The organism is Photorhabdus hainanensis, assembly GCF_018448965.1.
In the GTDB taxonomy this organism is placed as follows: Bacteria; Pseudomonadota; Gammaproteobacteria; order Enterobacterales; family Enterobacteriaceae; genus Photorhabdus; species Photorhabdus akhurstii.
In genome coordinates this window covers 12,724-32,996 of sequence record NZ_RCWD01000008.1, presented here as the reverse complement: position 1 = coordinate 32,996, position 20,273 = coordinate 12,724, and the positions used below count along the sequence as shown (strand labels likewise).

The 20,273-nt window shown below is 43.3% G+C and carries 18 protein-coding genes; 2 read left to right on the top strand and 16 right to left on the bottom strand.

Translation table 11 applies throughout. The features are described from left to right. Positions 1 to 4 precede the first annotated feature (4 nt). The 7 genes from carA to ribF form a co-directional block, all read right to left on the bottom strand. Complete coding sequence (gene carA / locus EAE92_RS06825; protein WP_214067533.1) at positions 5 to 1,168, bottom strand: glutamine-hydrolyzing carbamoyl-phosphate synthase small subunit; 1,164 nt, start codon at positions 1,166 to 1,168, stop codon at positions 5 to 7. Between the two features lie 434 nt (positions 1,169 to 1,602). Then, on the bottom strand, positions 1,603 to 2,424 hold the full coding sequence (gene dapB / locus EAE92_RS06820; RefSeq protein WP_214067532.1) for a 4-hydroxy-tetrahydrodipicolinate reductase: 822 nt from the start codon (positions 2,422 to 2,424) through the stop codon (positions 1,603 to 1,605). A 119-nt stretch (positions 2,425 to 2,543) separates the two neighbouring features. Next, a complete protein-coding gene (gene ispH / locus EAE92_RS06815; protein ID WP_105395234.1) occupies positions 2,544 to 3,497 on the bottom strand; it encodes a 4-hydroxy-3-methylbut-2-enyl diphosphate reductase in 954 nt (317 codons plus the stop codon). Beyond that, positions 3,478 to 3,948, bottom strand: a complete 471-nt coding sequence (fkpB, locus tag EAE92_RS06810) for an FKBP-type peptidyl-prolyl cis-trans isomerase (protein ID WP_036812248.1) — start codon at positions 3,946 to 3,948, stop codon at positions 3,478 to 3,480. Before fkpB ends, ispH begins: the two co-directional genes overlap by 20 nt. A 5-nt stretch (positions 3,949 to 3,953) precedes the next feature. Continuing rightward, the gene (gene lspA, locus EAE92_RS06805) at positions 3,954 to 4,457 is read right to left on the bottom strand and encodes a signal peptidase II (RefSeq protein ID WP_046394813.1); all 504 of its coding nucleotides are present in this window, start codon (positions 4,455 to 4,457) and stop codon (positions 3,954 to 3,956) included. Further along, a complete protein-coding gene (gene ileS / locus EAE92_RS06800) occupies positions 4,457 to 7,270 on the bottom strand; it encodes an isoleucine--tRNA ligase (protein ID WP_046394812.1) in 2,814 nt (937 codons plus the stop codon). The genes lspA and ileS overlap by 1 nt, the downstream gene beginning before the upstream one ends. Before the next feature lie 24 nt (positions 7,271 to 7,294). Next, positions 7,295 to 8,239: a bifunctional riboflavin kinase/FAD synthetase gene (gene ribF / locus EAE92_RS06795; RefSeq protein WP_105395232.1), complete on the bottom strand. Its 945-nt coding sequence runs from the start codon at positions 8,237 to 8,239 to the stop codon at positions 7,295 to 7,297. 350 nt (positions 8,240 to 8,589) lie between these two features. Here ribF and rpsT point away from each other — a divergent pair, with 350 nt between their 5' ends. After that, positions 8,590 to 8,853 carry a 30S ribosomal protein S20 gene (gene rpsT, locus EAE92_RS06790; RefSeq protein ID WP_036777011.1) on the top strand — a complete coding sequence of 88 codons (264 nt, stop codon included), beginning with the start codon at positions 8,590 to 8,592 and terminating at the stop codon, positions 8,851 to 8,853. A gap of 71 nt (positions 8,854 to 8,924) precedes the next feature. Here rpsT and nhaR read toward each other — a convergent pair whose 3' ends face one another. From nhaR to dnaK, 6 genes are all read right to left on the bottom strand, one after another. Continuing rightward, a complete protein-coding gene (gene nhaR / locus EAE92_RS06785) occupies positions 8,925 to 9,839 on the bottom strand; it encodes a transcriptional activator NhaR (protein ID WP_040151823.1) in 915 nt (304 codons plus the stop codon). A 209-nt stretch (positions 9,840 to 10,048) separates the two neighbouring features. Further along, positions 10,049 to 11,215 (bottom strand): Na+/H+ antiporter NhaA, encoded by a 1,167-nt coding sequence (nhaA, locus tag EAE92_RS06780; protein WP_214067531.1) that lies wholly within the window; start codon positions 11,213 to 11,215, stop codon positions 10,049 to 10,051. A gap of 304 nt (positions 11,216 to 11,519) precedes the next feature. Further along, complete coding sequence (locus EAE92_RS24960; protein WP_281422754.1) at positions 11,520 to 11,642, bottom strand: hypothetical protein; 123 nt, start codon at positions 11,640 to 11,642, stop codon at positions 11,520 to 11,522. Positions 11,643 to 11,681: 39 nt separating this feature from the next. Next, complete coding sequence (locus EAE92_RS06770) at positions 11,682 to 11,843, bottom strand: hypothetical protein (protein ID WP_214067530.1); 162 nt, start codon at positions 11,841 to 11,843, stop codon at positions 11,682 to 11,684. 645 nt (positions 11,844 to 12,488) lie between these two features. Next, a complete protein-coding gene (dnaJ, locus tag EAE92_RS06765; protein WP_214067529.1) occupies positions 12,489 to 13,610 on the bottom strand; it encodes a molecular chaperone DnaJ in 1,122 nt (373 codons plus the stop codon). 108 nt (positions 13,611 to 13,718) lie between these two features. After that, the gene (dnaK, locus tag EAE92_RS06760; RefSeq protein WP_046394808.1) at positions 13,719 to 15,629 is read right to left on the bottom strand and encodes a molecular chaperone DnaK; all 1,911 of its coding nucleotides are present in this window, start codon (positions 15,627 to 15,629) and stop codon (positions 13,719 to 13,721) included. 312 nt (positions 15,630 to 15,941) lie between these two features. Here dnaK and satP point away from each other — a divergent pair, with 312 nt between their 5' ends. After that, positions 15,942 to 16,511, top strand: coding sequence for an acetate uptake transporter (gene satP / locus EAE92_RS06755; protein WP_214067528.1), 570 nt, complete (start codon positions 15,942 to 15,944; stop codon positions 16,509 to 16,511). A gap of 135 nt (positions 16,512 to 16,646) precedes the next feature. On the opposite strand, the gene galM is transcribed toward satP, so the two are convergent. The 3 genes from galM to EAE92_RS06740 form a co-directional block, all read right to left on the bottom strand. Then, the gene (galM, locus tag EAE92_RS06750) at positions 16,647 to 17,732 is read right to left on the bottom strand and encodes a galactose-1-epimerase (RefSeq protein WP_246545049.1); all 1,086 of its coding nucleotides are present in this window, start codon (positions 17,730 to 17,732) and stop codon (positions 16,647 to 16,649) included. Between the two features lie 8 nt (positions 17,733 to 17,740). Beyond that, the gene (gene galK, locus EAE92_RS06745; protein WP_214067593.1) at positions 17,741 to 18,901 is read right to left on the bottom strand and encodes a galactokinase; all 1,161 of its coding nucleotides are present in this window, start codon (positions 18,899 to 18,901) and stop codon (positions 17,741 to 17,743) included. A gap of 69 nt (positions 18,902 to 18,970) precedes the next feature. Continuing rightward, the gene (locus EAE92_RS06740; protein WP_214067527.1) at positions 18,971 to 20,023 is read right to left on the bottom strand and encodes a UDP-glucose--hexose-1-phosphate uridylyltransferase; all 1,053 of its coding nucleotides are present in this window, start codon (positions 20,021 to 20,023) and stop codon (positions 18,971 to 18,973) included. Between the last annotated feature and the right edge of the window lie 250 nt (positions 20,024 to 20,273).

Genomic DNA, 20,273 nt, shown 5'->3' with positions numbered 1-20,273 from the left:
CTGATTACTTGGTGTTATGACGATTATTTTTCTGACAATACTGTTCAATTAGGTCAATAAAGTGATCAAATAACGATGCTGTTTCATGTGGACCAGGGCTGGCTTCTGGGTGCCCCTGGAAACTGAATGCGGGTTTATCCGTGCGATGAATCCCTTGCAACGTACCGTCAAACAGAGATTTATGAGTAACGTTCAGATTTGACGGCAGTGATCTTTCATCTACAGCAAAACCGTGGTTTTGGGCAGTAATCATAACAACATTACATTCAAGATCTCTTACCGGATGGTTAGCGCCATGATGGCCGAATTTCATTTTCATGGTTTCCGCGCCACTCGCCAATGCCAGCAATTGGTGTCCAAGACAGATACCAAAAATTGGAATCTCTGTCTCAAGCAGGGTTTTAATTGCTTCGATTGCATAGCCACAAGGTGCCGGATCCCCCGGTCCATTGGATAAGAAAATACCATCTGGATTCAGTTTTAGTACATCTTCAGCCGGTGTCTGGGCGGGAACAATTGTCAGGCGGCAGCCACGATCCACCAGCATTCGCAAAATATTTCGTTTTGCACCAAAGTCATAAGCAACAACATGATAAGGCAGATCCTGCTCTTGCTTATCTTCCGGTAATCCCTCCGCCAACGTCCAGCTCCCCTGTAACCACGGATAAATCTGTTTAGTTGTCACCTCTTTTGCTAAATCCATCCCCTCCAACCCCGGAAATGCTTGCGCTTTTTCCAGAGCAACCTGAGCGTCAACCTGCTTACCTGCTATAATACAACCATTCTGTGAACCCTTTTCTCTTAACAAACGCGTGAGTTTACGGGTATCGATATCTGCTATCGCAACAATATTATGGCGTTTAAGGTAATCGGAAAGCGTTTCTTCGCAGCGGAAGTTACTGGTCAACAGAGGTAGATCACGAATCACTAGCCCTTGAGCCTGTACTTTTAGTGATTCTTTATCGACTGAGTTAACACCGACATTACCAATATGGGGATAAGTAAGAGTGACAATTTGGCGGGAATAGGAAGGGTCTGTGAGAATTTCTTGATATCCGGTCATCGAGGTATTGAAAACCACTTCCCCAACTGCCGCCCCTTCCGCACCGATGGCACGACCGTGGAATTGGGTTCCGTCTTCCAGAACCAATATAGCTGACTTAATCAAAACACCCTCCAAAGAATAATTACTCGCTATTAGTGCATATTAATTCAGATTTATTCCTCAAAATCAATGCCAAAGCTGCTTTTTAGGCAAAATTTTGGCAAATTGCGCGCATTCTAATGATGAGAGGGGGAATTGTCTACAAAAAATGTTACTTTTCTTATTTTTTTACACATTTCACCGACTGAATTAATGAAATAAGACTAAAAACAGCAACAAAACTAATTTAGAAAACGGTAATCAGCATAGAAAACTTGATTCTCAGATGAAAAGTTGAAAATAGTCATAAAAAGGAGAAAGAAGCAAAAAATTAAGGTTATAAATAAGATAAAAATAGAAAAAATAAACCAAAAAATAATAGAACTAAAAGAAGAAATTAAAAATCGCACAATTAAATATTTAATTATGCGATATCAATAAGTTACAAAAAAATTATTTCAAAGCAAGTCAAGATTCAGCACATCTTTCATATCAAAAAGACCGCTATTTCTACCACTTAGCCATAAAGCAGCCTTTACAGCGCCATTTGCAAACGTCATCCGACTGGAAGCCTTATGAGTTATCTCTACTCTCTCCCCAATATCTGCAAACATAGCGGTATGCTCGCCCACAATATCCCCGGCACGGATAGTCGCAAAACCAATACTTTTCGGATCACGTTCACCGGTATAACCTTCACGGGCATAGACAGCACACGTTTTAAGATCCCGCCCCAAAGCATGAGCAATAGATTCTCCCATTGCTAAAGCGGTTCCTGATGGCGCATCCACTTTATGGCGGTGATGCGCTTCGATAATTTCGATATCGCTATACTCCCCCATCACTCTCGCTGCTTTTTCTAATAACTTAAGTACCAGATTCACACCCACGCTGAAATTCGCAGCAAAAACAATCGGGATATCAGCAGAAGCCTCTTTAATTGTCTGCTTACCAGCCTCATCAAAGCCAGTTGTACCAATCACTATCGCTTTACCGTTCTGGCGACAAATTTCAAGATGAGTCAACGTTCCTTCCGGACGGGTAAAATCGATAAGAACATCAAAATCATCAACGATATTTTTCAGGTCATCACAAACAGTCACACCTGTATGACCAATACCTGCTAACTCTCCAGCATCTGCGCCAATCAGAGAAGAACCGGAACGTTCCAAAGCTGCACCAAGAGATACCCCATCTAATTGATAAATAGCCTGAATCAACTGACGTCCCATACGCCCACCAGCGCCAACAATAGCAACACGAATATCTGTATCAGCCATAAGCCCTCACTATGAAGTTAGTCCTTTTCCTGATTAACACGATGATCAGTCAGATGAATGTTTTAGATAAAGATCATATACACTATTTTATTCTTACTTACCTTAGAAACTTAGACTATTTATCTAATTTCTTTGACTTCAACACGTAACTCTTTCGGTACTTCAAACACAATATTTTCTTCCCGACCATGTAATTCCCTGACGGAATCAGCCCCAAGATTTTTCAGGCGTTCAATAACTTGCTGAACTAAAATATCCGGTGCTGAAGCGCCAGCGGTTACACCAACCAAGGAGGTACCGGTAATCCACTCTTCTTTAATATCCTCAGCAGAATCTATCAGATAAGCAGGCTTACCAACTCGCTGAGCTAACTCAGCAAGACGATTAGAGTTAGATGAATTCTTCGAACCCACAACCAAGACAACATCAGCATCAGACGCCAAATCCCGCACTGCTTCCTGGCGGTTAGTCGTCGCATAGCAGATATCATCTTTACGAGGACCAACAATGTTTGGGAATCGCGCATTAAGTGCATCAATCACTTCTGAAGTATCATCAACGGATAACGTGGTTTGAGTCATAAAACACAAGTTGTCTTCATCTTTGACTTTCAAGTTCCATACATCTTCCGGAGATTCAACCAGATACATTCCACCTTCTGCATTGTTGTACTGACCCATCGTACCTTCAACTTCGGGATGTCCAGCATGACCAATCAGAATCGCTTCTTTACCCTTGCGGCTGGCTCTTGCTACCTCCATATGGACTTTCGTCACTAAAGGACAAGTCGCATCGAACAACATGGTCAAATTGCGAGAACGCGCTTCTGCACGAATAGCCTGTGAAACACCATGTGCCGAAAAAATCAGAATCGCATCATCCGGTACTTCTGAAATTTCTTCAATAAAGATAGCACCCCGCTTGCGCAGGTTATCTACAACATAACGGTTATGCACAACTTCATGACGAACATAGATTGGCGCACCATATAATTCCAGTGCGCGTTCTACAATACTGATAGCACGGTCAACACCGGCACAAAAACCGCGAGGGTTAGCCAGCAATATCTGCATGGTTTTCCTCCAATTGTGGATCAATTTCCAACACTTCAATTTCAAACGTGACGTTCTGATCAGCTAACGGGTGATTGAAATCAACAGTCACAGATTCTTCCGTTACGGCTTTGACTATACCCGGCATTTCACTGCCATTCATCGCCGTAAATAACATTATAGTGCCAATTTCAGGCATACCCGTTTCAGCAAAATCACGCGGAGTAAAATATTGGATCAGATCAGGGTTTGGTTTACCAAATACATTTTCACCAGCCAGAGTAAAACTATGTTTATCTCCCTCTGTTAGCCCAGTAAGCTGCTGTTCTAAAGGTGAGGAAAGGGTTCCATCACCTAAGCGGAATAATGCAGGTTTACCCTGAGTGTAAGTGGAGTCGGCAATGGAGCCATCTTGCAGTTTTAAAGTGAAGTGCAGTAAAACTGCACTATCCTCCTGCACCTGGTTTGACATATTACTTATCCCACTTTGATTGTCTTTTCATCCGGGCTTAAAAAGCTATCAATGATAACCAATCCAGCCCCGATGCATATCGCCATATCGGCAATATTAAAAGTTGGAAAGTGCCAATCACCGACATAAAAATCAATAAAATCGATGACAAAACCATGAACCAACCGGTCAAACAGATTACCCAATGCTCCACCAATAATCAGGGCATAAGCGATATTACTCAGTTTCTTCTTTGCACTGGCACGATACATCATCACCGTCAACACAACTGAAATGGCAACGGCAATGAATGCAAAGAACCAACGCTGCCAACCGGCTTTCTCTGCAAGGAAACTGAAAGCCGCCCCAAAATTCTGGGCATAAGTCAGATTAAAATAAGGTATCAATGGAACGGATTCATACAGATGAAAGTGTTGCAACACTAGCTGCTTACTACCCAGATCCAGAATCAATACCACAACAACTAACCAAAGCCAGCGAAGGCCGGTGGAGCAAATGGGTTTATTCATCAGGCAAACTTACGCTCTTCGCCGTTACCGGCAACATTAGTTACACAGCGGCCACAAAGTTCTGCGTGTTCCGCCACCAATCCCACATCTTTAGCGTAATGCCAGCAACGAGGGCATTTTTCGCCATCCGCTTTACGGAAAGCAATTTTCAGGCTACCGATTTCGCTTTGTTGCGCATCTTCACCAGCCTGCTCATAACCTGCAACAACAACCTGAGATGTTAGCAGAACGAAACGCAATTCATCTCCGAGGCTATTGAGTTTGTCCGCCAGTTCATTATCAGCGTACAGCGTCACCGCAGCCTCCAATGAACTACGGATATGTTTGTCTGCGCGTGCCTGCTCCAGCACTTTGTTAACTTCACCACGCACTGCCAGCAAATCAGCCCAGAAAGCATCATTCATTGCTTCGCCTGCGGCCAGACCAAACAAACCGTCATACCACTCTTCGGTAAATACATATTGAGCACGTTTGCCAGGCAACTCATTCCAAACTTCATCGGCAGTAAAGGAGAGGATAGGCGCCATCCAGCGAACCAACGCTTCCGCAATATGATACAGCGCAGTCTGACAACTGCGACGCGCCAGACTATCGCTCTTAGCGGTGTACTGACGATCTTTAATGATATCGAGATAGAACGACCCCATCTCCACGGAGCAAAATTGCATCATACGCTGAACAACCGTGTGAAAATCATATTCATCGTAGGATTTTGCAATGTCCGCCTGTGCCGCCTGAGCACGCCCCACAGCCCAACGATCCAGCACAGCCATCTCTTCTGGTTCAACCCTATGTTGTTCAGGATCAAAACCATTCAAGTTTGCCAGCAGGAAACGCGCCGTGTTACGGATACGGCGATATGCATCAGCAGAGCGTTTCAAGATCTCATCGGATACCGCAATTTCACCGGTGTAATCGGTAGAAGCAACCCATAGACGCAGAATATCCGCCCCTAATTTACTTATGACATCCTGCGGACTGATGGTATTACCGATAGATTTAGACATCTTACGGCCTTGACCATCCACAGTGAAACCGTGTGTTAACACCTGACGGTAAGGCGCTTTACCTTTTATTGCTGTTGAGATCATCAGGGAAGACATAAACCAGCCACGGTGCTGATCTGAACCTTCAAGATAGATATCCGCAGCGTTACCTTGGAATTCAGGGCGAGCATCAACCACCGATGCGTGAGTTGATCCCGAATCGAACCATACATCCAACGTATCAAAAATTTTGACATAGTTAGCTTCGTCATCACCTAGCAATTCGGCTGGTTCCAGATCCCACCACGCCTGAATACCGTCAACTTCAACACGTTTTGCCACTTCTTCCATCAATTCAATAGTACGTGGATGAAGCTCTTCTGTCTCTTTATGGACAAAAAGAGACATCGGCGTGCCCCAAGTACGTTGACGTGAAATACACCAATCAGGGCGGTTTTCAACCATTGCCTCAATACGAGCCTGACCCCAACCCGGAATCCACTGAACGCCTTTGATCTCTTGCAACGATTGTTTACGCAGACCATTTTGATCCATGCTGACAAACCACTGCGGCGTGGCACGGAAAATAATAGGCGTCTTATGGCGCCAGCAACAAGGATAACTGTGCTGTAATTTTTCCAAATGCAACAAGGCATTGTTTTCACTCAGGATATTCAGCACAACATCATTCGCCTTAAAGACAAACATACCATCCAGTGAAGGATAAGTACCGGGCAGGTAGCAACCATTAGGACCAACCGGATTTGCAACTTCCAAGCCATATTTCTGACCAAGAACAAAGTCGTCCGGGCCATGACCTGGCGCCGTGTGCACAGCACCGGTACCTGCATCCAGAGTCACATGATCACCTAGCACAACCGGTGACTCAAAATCCATAAACGGATGTTTGAAGCGCAGCAGCTCCAGAGCGGACCCCACGCAATGCCCTAGCACTGTCCACGAAGTTATACCCGCACGCTGCATCACACTTTCTACCAAATCAGCAGCCAGAATCAGACATTCGCCCTCAATCTGCACTAATTGATAGCTAAATTCAGCATGCAAAGCGATCGCACGGTTAGCTGGCAACGTCCACGGCGTGGTTGTCCAGATAATCAAAGAGACCGGTTGAGCTAGTGCCTGCACACCAAATTTCTCACAAACGGCTGCTGCATCAACCGCATTAAAACGCACGTCAATCGATGGCGAAGTTCTATCGTAATACTCAACTTCCGCTTCGGCCAGTGATGAACCACAATCAGCACACCAGTGAACAGGTTTGGCGCCTTTCAACAAATGACCATTAGCGATAATACGGCTCAGTGCACGAATAATGTTGGCTTCGGTCTTAAAGTCCATCGTCAGATAGGGACGTTCCCAGTCACCTAATACACCCAGACGAATAAAGTCTTTCTTCTGACCTTCAATCTGCTCTTTAGCATATTTACGGCACTCGGCACGAAATTCAGCGGCGGAAAATTTTTCCCCGGGCTTACCAATAATCTGCTCAACCTTAAGCTCAATAGGTAAACCGTGGCAATCCCAACCAGGAATATATGGCGAGTCATATCCCGCCATCCCTTTGGATTTAATAATAATATCTTTGAGAATCTTATTGACTGAGTGACCAATATGAATACTGCCATTCGCGTAAGGAGGGCCGTCATGCAGAATAAATGTTTTTTTACCGGCTTTTGCTTTACGAATTACCTGATACAACTCATCTTTGTACCAACGTTTTAACATATCTGGTTCGCGCTTTGCTAAATCTCCACGCATTGGAAACCCTGTTTCTGGCAGATTCAGGGTGTTTTTATAGTCACTCATTCGATTCTCAATTCCAATTTTCCGCTAGATACATGACACAAGTCGCTGTTTAAAAAATTCCTTCGCAGCGACCAAATCATTAGCAATTTGCTGCTTGAGTGCATCAAGGGAAGCAAACCGCTGCTCATTACGCAATTTTTTGCGTAACACCACATCAATATAACGCCCATAGAGATCCATTTGGGTATCAATTAGATGTACTTCAAGTTGTTGACCCTGACCAGAAACTGTTGGACGTGTACCAATATTGGCAACACCCGGCAAGGGCTGGTCTCCTAAACCATAGACTTCAACAACATAAACACCTTGTACAGGAGCCACTAATCGTTTTAACGGCAAATTCGCTGTTGGAAAACCAATAGTGCTCCCTAGTCGTTTACCGTGAACAACCCGGCCACAAATGCTATATGGATGCCCTAATAATGTTTCGGCTAATACCAAATCATCATTTTGCAATGCTTGACGAATAGCTGTGCTGCTGATCCGCAAACCATTATCACAAAAACTTTCACTGTTGGTCACATCAAAGCCGTATGTTTCACCGGCTCGCTGCAAAAAGGCAAAATCACCACTGCGAGCTTGACCAAAACGAAAATCATCTCCTACAGCGAGAAACTTAACACCCAATTTTTCCACCAGCAACCGTGAAACAAAAGCTTCTGGCGTATTTGCCGCAAAATTTCTGTCAAATTTCACGCATAATAAATAATCCACTCCACATTGAGCGAGATATTTGGCTTTATCCCTCAATCTCGTCAGACGCGCAGGAGCATTGCCCTTAGCAAAAAACTCCAAGGGTTGTGGCTCAAAAATCATGACCATTACTGGTAATCCCAGACGCTGCCCTTCGTGTTTTAAGTGTTTCAGTAGTGCCTGATGACCTCTGTGGACGCCATCAAAATTACCAATCGTCAACACGCAACCGCGGTGACATGTCCGGATATTACGTATACCGCGAATTAGCTCCATAGCTGGCTCAATACCCTGGAAATTGCCAAATTATACCTTGTACAAAGCTCAAGGTTAACCCACCATCATAAGATGATTTAAATCAATAGCCCTGATTCATACAACAAAAACGAGCAGGAATCCCGAAAAATATTCATTTTATTTCTATCTGGACTATTCAATGAGATTTTTATTGTGAAAGACTGTATTCCCGCTAAGTAAGCTGATAAAATCCTGCGCCATCACAACGAAACAAGTTGCCGCGGTACAACGGCGCTTATTTGCACAAATCCATTGACAAAAGAAGGTTGAACAGGCATATTCCTCGGCCTTTGAATTGTCCTCGATAGAATATATTTGGGAGTTGGACCTTGGCTAATATCAAATCAGCTAAGAAACGCGCCATACAGTCTGAAAAACGTCGTCAGCACAACGCTAGCCGTCGTTCTATGGTGCGTACCTTCATCAAGAAGGTATATGCTGCTATCGCTACTGGCGATAAAGAAGCTGCACAGAAAGCATTTAATGACATGCAACCTATTGTCGATCGTCACGCCTGTAAAGGTCTGATCCACAAAAACAAAGCAGCACGTCATAAATCTAATCTGACGGCTCAAATCAACGCAATGCAATAATTTGCGTTTGGATTACTGAAAAACCGGCCTGCGCCGGTTTTTTTGTGTTTGCAGTTATTATCAATTATTTTTTAAGCACGCTTCTTAGGCGGCACATTAAACAACGCAGAAAAATCTTTATTACATACCCTTTGAACAGCCGGGTGTTGAATCATTCGTTCAGCAAAAATCACATAATACTCTTCCTGCACCGCATCCAACCGACCAATTTCAGCAATATCATTATCTGCAAAAATATCATTGGTATACAAAGATGGCGCTACAAAAATCGCATTATGATACATACCAAACGCTTTCATTAACGCTGCATCATCAAATTCACCCAATACTTCAACCTGAAGATTTTTATTACGTATCCAAGTCAACAATTTACGCCCCAACATAGAGCGGCGTCCTGGAACCAATAAACGACGTTCCTCCAAACATTCCGGGAAGGGTTTTTCCGGGATAGGTTGTCGGCAGAAAAAACTCACATTACATTCACCCAGTTTTACTGAAAATAGCCCTTCCTGCTGGGAAGAATCCACCGGACAATCAGACAATATCATATCGAGTTTGTGCTGGCTGAGTTGTTCCAGCAACAATTCATGAGTTGATTCAAAACAACGTAGATGGATCTGTTCATGCTCCACAACCGCCGTTTCCAATACCTGACTAACCAGACGTTTGGACAGTGCATCAGCAACACCAACATCAAATAAAAGGTTAGATTCACGGCTGTAGTTAACGATATCCAACATCTCCTGGCTCAGCATAAACATCTTATCCGCATAGCGGAAGATAAGCTGTCCTAGTTCTGACGGCACCAGACCCCGACCTTGACGTTTGAACAGCTTGCCTCCCAGACGCTCCTCCAGCGCCTTTATCTGTCCGGTGATCGTCTGAGGTGTTAGATAAAGCGCCTCTGCCGCCCCAACCACAGAGCCTTCTTTGCAAACATGCCAGAAATAATAGAGATGATTAAAATTCAGATGTGACACCCGCATATATTTTTCCTTGTGTATCGCTTTCGTCTAACAGACTACCTAGCCATACATCTCTAATTTACCGTTTTACGGCGATTTCCTGTTTTCCACTACATAAAATATCCGCGATACCATTTTATTATTGTACCGCGAGTACAAAAATGAGAGTCAGTTCGGAAATTCTTTCTGAAACTACCGGCTAAATTAATGAATTTACCACGGCTCTACCATCACTTTTTCTTTGGTAAGACCATTCGTAACAAGCCATAACCCATAAACGCAGCGATAGTTGAACCCATCAGAATGCCAAGACGAGAATAGGTACTGAAAGATTCATCTCCCCCTTCAAAGGCCAACCCTGAAATAAAGATAGACATAGTAAAACCGATTCCACAAAGAACGGAAACCGCAAATATCTGTTTAAGATTAATCTGCTGTGGCAATTTAGCAAATCCGATCTTAATAGAAATATAGCTAAACAGAAAAATTCCCAATGGCTTACCAAAAGACAGAGCCGCAGCAATACCTAGCGGTAATCTATCGGTCAAACCATTTAACGTCACGCCTTTCAGGACGACACCAGCATTGGCAAAGGCAAATAATGGCAAAATAAGATACGCCACCCAAGGATGCAAACCATGCTCAAGTGATTCAGATGGTGAATGACCATTCCGGCTACGCAGAGGGATCAGAAAACCAACGATAACCCCAGCCAGCGTTGCATGAACACCCGATTTTAGGATGCAAACCCAAAGAATAGCGCCAACAACCAGATAAGCCGATGTTTTTTCGACACCACGCCAATTCATCCAAACCAGCAAAGCCGTCATTGCTACTGATAATCCAAGCGCCACAAGGGAAACTGTTTTGGTATAAAACAGAGCGATAATCACGATAACGCCCAGATCATCAATAATCGCTAGCGCCAACAAGAAAACCTTGAGTTCTGTTGGTACTCGTTTAGACAATAGCGCCATCACACCCAAGGCAAAAGCAATATCAGTTGCCGCAGGAATAGCCCACCCCTGACGGATAAATTCATCATTGCCATTAAATAGCAGATATATCAATGCCGGAGCGACCATACCACCTATCGCCGCTATTACCGGAAATACTGCCTTATCACGCCCTGCCAAAGAACCTTCCAGAAGTTCCCGTTTGACTTCCAGACCAACAATCAAAAAGAAGACCGCCATTAAGCCATCATTAATCCACAACAATAAGGGCTTATTGATCTCCAGTGCAGCGAATTGCATTACTACCGGAAGATTGAGAAATTGCTGATAAGTACCCTGTAATGGTGAATTTGCCATCATCAACGCAATAATGGCAGCGATGATAAGAAGGAGCCCTCCAGCCGCTTCTAATTTCAGGAATTGACGAATAATTGCTGTCACGATGATTAACCTCTGAAATTGATCGGACTTAAATGGTACTCTAGCGATGGTTTCGAAAAAAATCGATTTTATAACCAGAATGATTCGCTATAACCGATCTATTGATGATCTACATCTCAATAAAATAGATTATCAATCAGAGGAAATCGTTAAGTGGAGAGGCCCTATTTATCTTACATTAGCACCAATTTCCCGCATCTTAGCCAAAATGCGGTTTAAATCATCTTCTGATAGTGTTAACTGTGTTGCTATATAGAATATACGGAGAAATAATGCGTGGCATTTTCCCACCCGTGTATTTTCTCTATTGGTTGTTGCCGGAAATTCCCGCTAAATCGGCCATTTGTTCTCCTGTGAAACCTAATTCTTGTTTGAGCTTAATGAGATCTTCTGTAGTAGGAGGAGAATAATAGCCGATCAGTCGCATAAGTATTCCAGAACAAAGCCCCTTAACGGGGCCAATTAATTAAATGAATTTGAGCAATAGAGTTGTAATGGTAGCTACCGCACCAATAAGACTAGAAGCAACAACAATCGGATACCATGTAGCCTCACGATTTATCTTTGTCGTTTCTGCCATTAATTTTGCTATTTCAGCGTGGATTTTTTCGAGTTCAGAAGTAGTCATTTCAGTAATGCTTATCGTTCTTCCTTTTTAGGGATGCCAGGCTGCGGCCATTCCGCTACCTTACATTATTACATGATAAAAAGTAGCCCTTTTGAAGCTAAATTATCAATGTCAATCGATTAATTTTTCATCTAAAAACATTAGTGTTCAATATGATTTCATATTATGCAATATATATTTCTTTCAGAATTTATATAACCAGATAATTTCTTAAAGTTCGATAGACAAGATAAAATAAGACAATAATAACGAGAAAACAGCACGAATAATTAATTTAAACGCTGAGAGGAAAAATCATATTAAGAGAATATCTTCCAAGTTTAACGAGCAATTAATAAGAGGAAAATCATGAAAAAACAATTTCCAAATAACTTCCTTTGGGGAGGCACACTGGCTACAAATCAGGTTGAAGGAGACTATCAATATAGATGGGAAAGGGTTATCAACCTTAGATATGCAACCCCACAGAGTCATTGGTCACAGCATAGAACGCAATTTAAATGATGCCTATAATTTACTCACACAAATTACTTCAGTTTATAATTCTCAACTCAAACAAAAAGTCCTCATTTAAACGAGGACTTTTTACTAGTAATTCGAGCGCTATTTAGCAATCCAGCTCTATATATGTGGAGATATAGACTGTTACTTGGTCAAATCATCAAAGAATTTCTTTACGCCATCAAAGAAACTTTTAGAACGTGGGCTATTCGTTTCTTCGCCAGTACCGCCGAAAGATTCACCCAATTCGCGCAGTAATTCTTTCTGTCTTTCATTCAATTTAACTGGCGTTTCTACCACTACCCGGCACAGTAAATCACCCTGAACACCACCACGGACAGATTTAACACCTTTGCCTTTCATGCGGAACATTTTACCTGTCTGAGTTTCCGCAGGTATTTTCAGTTTCACACGGCCATCGAGGGTTGGAACTTCAATTTCTCCGCCCAGGGCCGCCATTGCAAAGTTAACCGGCACCTCACAATAGAGATTACTTTCTTGACGCTCAAAAATATGGTGCGATTTCACCTGTACCTGAACATACAGATCACCTGCCGGTGCGCCTTTTGCTCCTGCTTCACCCTCACCACTCAAACGAATGCGATCGCCGGTATCAACACCCGCCGGGATCTTAACAGACAGGGTTTTGTATCTTTCAACTCGCCCATGACCATGACATTTATGGCAAGAATCCTTAATGATCTGACCACGGCCATGACAGTGTGGACAAGGTTGCTGAACGGTGAAAAATCCCTGACGCATGTGAACCTGACCAGCACCTTTACAGGTTGAGCAGGTTACAGGGCTGGTTCCTGCTTTAGCACCGCTGCCATGACAGGTATCACAGGTTTCCAATGTCGGGATGCGGATCTCTTTGGTCACACCACGAACCGCTTCTTCCAGCGTCAACTCCATGCTGTAACGCAAATCAGCCCCGCGACTTGGACGCTGCTGGCGACGACCACCGCCGAAGATATCACCGAAAACATCACCAAAGATATCACTAAAATCAGCGCCGCCGCCGCTACCCATGCCTCCCTGTTCAAAAGCAGCATGGCCATATTGGTCATAAGCAGCTCGTTTCTGAGCATCCGTCAGAATTTCATAAGCTTCTTTAACTTCTTTGAATTTGCTTTCCGCATCTTTATCGCCCTGATTACGATCAGGGTGATATTTCATTGCCAGCCGCTTATAGGCTTTTTTAATCTCTTTTTCGTCCGCTGTTTTGGAAACACCCAAAACTTCGTAACAGTCTCTCTTTGCCATCTCTTATTTTACCCTTAACATACGCGCACGGGCGCAGAGTTCCCTCAACGCCCGTGCCGGTTAATCAGCAACAATTGTCATAACTATCGCCGCGCCCGCTAAGGGCAATTATTTTTTATCTTTAACTTCTTCGAATTCAGCGTCTACAACGTCGTCATCTTTCTTCGCACTGTCGCCAGCGTCTGCGGTCGCACCAGCTTGAGCCTGCTGCTGGGCAATTTCCAACAACTTAGCGGAAGCCTGAACCAAAGCCTGAATTTTCGCTTCGATATCCGCTTTGTCTTCGCCTTTAGCAACTTTTTCCAACTCAGCCACAGCGCCTTCAATCGCGGTTTTATCTTCTGCCGACAGTTTGTCACCGGCTTCTTCTACTTGCTTACGCGTACCGTGAACCAGTTGATCTGCCTGGTTACGGACCTGTACCAACTCTTCAAACTTACGATCAGACTCTGCGTTCGCTTCCGCATCACGAACCATCCGTTGAATTTCTTCTTCATTCAAACCGGAAGAAGCCTTGATAGTGATCTGCTGTTCGCGGCCACTATTTTTGTCTTTAGCAGACACATGCAGAATACCATCAGCATCGATATCAAAAGTCACTTCAATCTGAGGCATACCACGAGGCGCTGCCTGAATACCATCCAAATTGAACTGGCCCAGAGATTTGTTATCACCGGCACGTTTACGCTCACCCTGCAATACATGGATAGTTACCGCAGACTGATTGTCCTCTGCCGTAGAAAACACCTGGCTGTGTTTGGTTGGGATCGTGGTGTTTTTCACAATGAGGGAAGTCATTACGCCACCCATTGTTTCGATACCTAGAGACAATGGTGTAACATCCAGCAACAATACATCTTTCACATCACCAGCCAAAACACCGCCCTGTACCGCAGCACCCATTGCTACCGCTTCGTCAGGGTTCACATCTTTACGTGGTTCTTTATGGAAGAAGTCAGCAACGACTTTCTGTACCATTGGCATACGGGTCTGACCACCCACCAGAATGACATCGTTCACATCAGAAACTGACAGGCCAGCATCTTGCAATGCAACTCGTACAGGCTCCATAGAGCGTTTAACCAGATCTTCTACCAGTGATTCCAGTTTCGCACGGGTTACTTTAATGTTCATGTGCTTAGGACCGGTTGCATCTGCGGTGATATATGGCAAGTTAACATCGGTCTGCTGTGCAGAAGAGAGCTCAATTTTTGCTTTTTCCGCTGCTTCTTTCAGACGTTGCATTGCCAGTGGGTCATTACGCAGATCAATGCCCTGATCTTTCTTAAATTCGTCAACCAGATAGTTGATCATACGGCTGTCGAAGTCTTCGCCGCCCAAGTGAGTATCACCGTTGGTCGCCAGTACTTCATAGGTTTTTTCGCCGTCAACTTCATCGATTTCGATAATAGAGATATCGAAAGTACCACCACCGAGGTCATAAACCGCGATAGTACGGTTACCCACTTCTCTGTCCAAGCCATAAGCCAGCGCAGCAGCAGTTGGTTCGTTGATAATACGTTTTACTTCCAGACCTGCGATACGGCCCGCATCTTTGGTTGCCTGACGCTGAGCATCGTTAAAATATGCAGGTACAGTGATTACCGCTTCAGTAACTGGCTCACCCAGATAATCTTCCGCTGTTTTCTTCATTTTCTTCAAAACTTCAGCAGAAACCTGAGGAGGAGCCATTTTCTGGTCTTTCACTTCCAGCCATGCGTCGCCATTATCTGCCGCAATAATTTTGTATGGCATGATAGCTACGTCGCGTTGCGCTTCTTCATCTTGGAAACGACGTCCAATCAGACGCTTAATAGCAAACAACGTATTTTGCGGGTTAGTAACAGCCTGACGTTTAGCCGGTTGACCAACCAGAGTTTCACCATCCTGGGTATAAGCAATGATGGAAGGGGTTGTGCGATCACCTTCGCTGTTTTCCAGCACACGAGCTGTCGTGCCATCCATAATAGCTACACAAGAGTTGGTAGTTCCCAGGTCGATACCAATAATTTTACCCATCTAAACGCCTCCAAAGAAATTCGTAATCAGTCAAGTTGCTAATCAATATGAGGATAACTTTCTGCTTTTCAATGGCACCCATTTTTATGCCTCTATGCGATTCCTCACCTTTGCTTATATATACCGGCTGTATAGGACAGCGATTAGCAACTGCGGTTGATTATAAGATGGGGTCGTTAAAACTATCATCAAGGGGGGATGTGAAAAAAAACCTTTTTATTATTTCAAAGGTCATTGTTTCCTTGCTGACAGATCATTATGATTCGCCACCTTTGCTATTTATGACTTTTATGATTTTCTTTCAGAGGACTTATGAGCGCGAATCAATTGGCTAATCCCGGCCCCTTAGGTTTGATGGGCTTCGGCATGACAACCATTCTTCTGAATCTGCATAACGCAGGTTTCTTTCCACTGGCATCCGTTATCCTGAGTATGGGCATTTTCTACGGCGGCCTGGCCCAAGTACTGGCAGGGCTTTTTGAATATAAGAAAGGCAATACCTTTGCCGCAACTGCTTTCACCTCTTATGGGTTATTTTGGCTCAGTCTGGTCGGGTTACTGTTTCTACCTAAAATGGGACTGGCGGAAGCCACCAACAGCCAATATTTAGCAGTATATCTTGGCCTGTGGGGTGTGTTTACCCTGTTTATGTTCTTTGGCACCTTCAAGGCTAACCGCATGCTACAGTTTATCTTTGGCGGCCTGACTCTGTTGTTCGCTTTGTTAGCGATTGGCAACTTTACCGGAAATACCACTCTTCTGACGATTGCCGGTTATGAAGGGATAATTTGTGGCGCCAGCGCAATTTATCTGGCAATGGCGGAAGTGCTGAATGAACAATATGGACGCACTATTCTGCCTATTGGCGAGATAAAACCGTAATAAACCGCGGGTTGGAAGAAGGCAAATTTTTTCTCCCTCTTCCAGTCCGTTATGAACGTAGAGAAAGAGCCGATGATATTTACCCCGACGCTCGTCAGACTAATGTCCGTTGAATGTGTATCAATTTAGCCACAATTATATTGAACCAATATTGTGAATCTCGAATTGATAGCAAGTACGGTGCTTATAGCGTTGGTTAGGACGAAGTATGCAGCTCTCTTGCTCCCATTCAGGATGATTGGGAGAATCCGGTAAAAATTGTGGCTCAAATGCCATGCCCGCATAGTTCTCATATCGCCCACCATCACGGTTAAACACTCCACCTAACCAATTGCCTGTGTAAAACTGCACAGCCGGTTTTGTGGTGAAGATTTTCATTGTAATTGCTTCATCGGGGGAAGTAATTGAAATTGCATAATCCGAATTCAAACGAGCGGCTTGCAACCAAAATGAATGATCATACCCATTCACAATCTGTTGCTGTTTATCCAGCATAAAGTGACTGTTAATTACTTTAGGTTTTCGAAAATCAAAACCCGTATTATTAACCGAAGCCAGTTGGCCCAACGGAATACCATTTTCATCGATCGGTAAATAGTCATCGCTTTTCACCTCTAGGCGATGCGATAAACATGTTTTTCCAGAATCAGCCCCCAACAAATTAAAATAAGCGTGATTAGTCAAATTAATGGGCGTCGCAGCATTTGTATGGGCTAAATAATCCACGATTATCTGATTATCATTGGTTAATACGTAACGAACGGTCACAGCGACATTACCAGGAAAACCCTGATCACCATCTGGTGACTGTAATGTAAAACTCACTGAATAGGCATCTCTTGCAGTGATTGTCCAACGCCGCTTATCAAAACCCTCAATCCCACCATGCAAACAATTTCCCGCCTGATTGACCTGTAATTGATAAGTTTTACCATCAAGATTAAAACACCCATTGGCAATACGATTGGCGTATCGCCCCACGGTAGCACCTAAATAGCTGGTCTGTTTATAAAAGTCTTGTAAGGTGGCAACACCTAGTAAAACTTCTCTTTTCTCCCTATTTAAAGGTACACGGCAACTCAGCCACGAAGCGCCAATATCCATTAGCACGATGGAAAAACCCGAAGCATTGGAAAGGCAGACAAGATTTGCTTTTTTTCCATCCAAAGCAATATGTTGTGTCATTGAAGCATTCAATAATTCAAAATAAGCATCTGCCATTTTATTGCCTACCGTGTTTCAACCAAACTTGCACCGCCCGAAGCCTGACACACATAAATAGTCTCTTTCAGACCTGTCAACGCAAAATAGTGTTGCTCTACCGCGCGTTTAACCACATCAACCAAAGTTTGGGGGACTAAAACCACCACACAGCCACCAAATCCACCACCGGTCATTCTCACTCCCCCCTGTTTACCAATGGCTTGCGTCACAATATCAACCAAGGTATCGATTTCAGGCACGGTAATTTCAAAATCATCACGCATTGATTGATGTGATTGCGCCATAAGTTCCGCGATTAATGGCATATCACCCTCCGCCAACGCTTTTGCTGCCAGAAGTGTACGTTCATTTTCTGTAATTACATGGCGAGCACGTTTAGCCACTATGCTATCAAGCTCAACACTCCGTTTTTCAAATTCATCTAATGTCACATCCCGCAAAGCTTTAACGCCAAATAATGCCGCTGCTTGTTCGCATTGAGCCCGGCGGATATTATATTCACTGCCAACTAATTCTCGTTTCTTATTTGAATTAATAATCATAACTGTAATATCTTTCGGCATAGATACGGTTTGCGTGGTTAAATCGCGGCAATCAATTAATAACGCATGTTCCTTCTTACCTTGCGCGGAAATTAATTGATCCATAATGCCACAATGGCAACCGACAAATTCATTTTCAGCTTGCTGCCCATTTAACGCTATTTCCGTTTGGCTAATAGCTAAATGGTAAAGTGTTTTTATCGTTTCACCAATCACTGTTTCCAGTGCAGCCGATGAACTTAACCCCGCCCCTTGTGGCACATTACCCGCTACCACAATATCTGCCCCGTTAAATATATATCCACGACTAAGCAAGCATTTTACAACACCGCGAATATAATTGGCCCACATTTTATTTTCGTCAAATTTAATAGGCTGGCTAATATCAAACTCATCTAATTGATTGCCGTAATCAACCGAAACAACACGAATAATATTATCTTCCCGCTTTGCCGCCGCAACCACAATTTGGTAATTAATAGCACATGGCAATACAAAGCCATCATTATAATCAGTGTGCTCTCCAATCAAATTAACCCGACCTGGCGCTTGAATAATATGTGTTGGCATATAACGAAATACTAAATCAAAAACATCTTTAACACAATTAATTAAAGTTTCCATCATTTCATTCTCAAATAAGATATTAACTGAACGATACTTCTCATGAAATATCCTGCCAGATAATTAACATTATTGCGCTTTATAATGTACATCACTCACCGCGCGTAAAAATTTAGCCGCCTGTTCTGCGGTTAAATCACGTTGTGTTTCAGCAAACATTTCATAGCCCACCATAAATTTTCGCACAGTAGCCGATCGCAATAATGGCGGATAGAAAAGCGCATGCAGTTGCCAATGTTCAACATCAGTACCTTGGTCAAAAAACGGTGCAAAATGCCAACCCATTGAATAAGGAAAAGAGCTATGAAATAAGTTGTCATAACGACTGGTAAGCTTTTTAAGCGCGACCGCCAAATCATCGCGTTGTTCATCCGTTAATTCATTCATACGACGAACATGAACTTTAGGTAACAACATGGTTTCATAGGGCCATGCTGCCCAATAAGGCACAACCGCCAACCAATGGATTGTATCGACCACCACTCGTTCACCATCAACTAATTCAGCCTGAACATAATCCACCAATAAATTGGAGTCCTGTTCCTGGTAATAAGCACGCAATTGTTTATCTTTACGCTCAATTTCGTTTGGCAGAAAACTATTCGCCCAGATTTGCCCGTGAGGATGAGGCTGAGAACAGCCCATTGCTTCACCCTTATTTTCAAAAACCTGAACCCAAAGATATTCTTTACCCAACGTTTCAATGTGTTCATTCCAGGTATCAATTACCTGACGAATGCGCCTAACCGACAATTCAGGCAATGTCTTACTGTGATCAGGAGAAAAACAGATTACACGACTTAATCCTCGTACTCCTTGTATTTTAAACAATGAGTGAGACGATTGAGGCACATCAGGTGAATCTGGTATTAAAGCCGAAAAATCATTATTAAAAACAAAGGTTCCTTGATAAGCAGGATTTTTATCACCGGAAATACGCGTGTTTAATGGGCAAAGAAAACATTGCTCATCATAGCTTGGAATATCGTCTATCAATGATTTCTCATCCTGCCCATGCCACGGCCGCTTTACCCGATGGGGAGAGACCAAAACCCATTGCCCGGTTAGCGGATTATAACGACGGTGGGGATGTTCAGCAGGATTGAATACAATCTTGGACATAACAGTCTCTACCTCATTTATATTTTCCAATACCGATTGTGAAAATCTTTATTCACACTCAGGCTGGACACAGTTTAACAACGAGCATTAATACTAATCTGAGATACCAATCACGTAAATGTAAACAATTACACAAGAAGCTTAGATATAAACCTAAAAGACAGATTAAGGTGTTCAACTTCGACATATTCTGCAAACATGAGTTAAAGTCACAGTAAATTTACTTAATCTATTAATTAAAACAAATTAT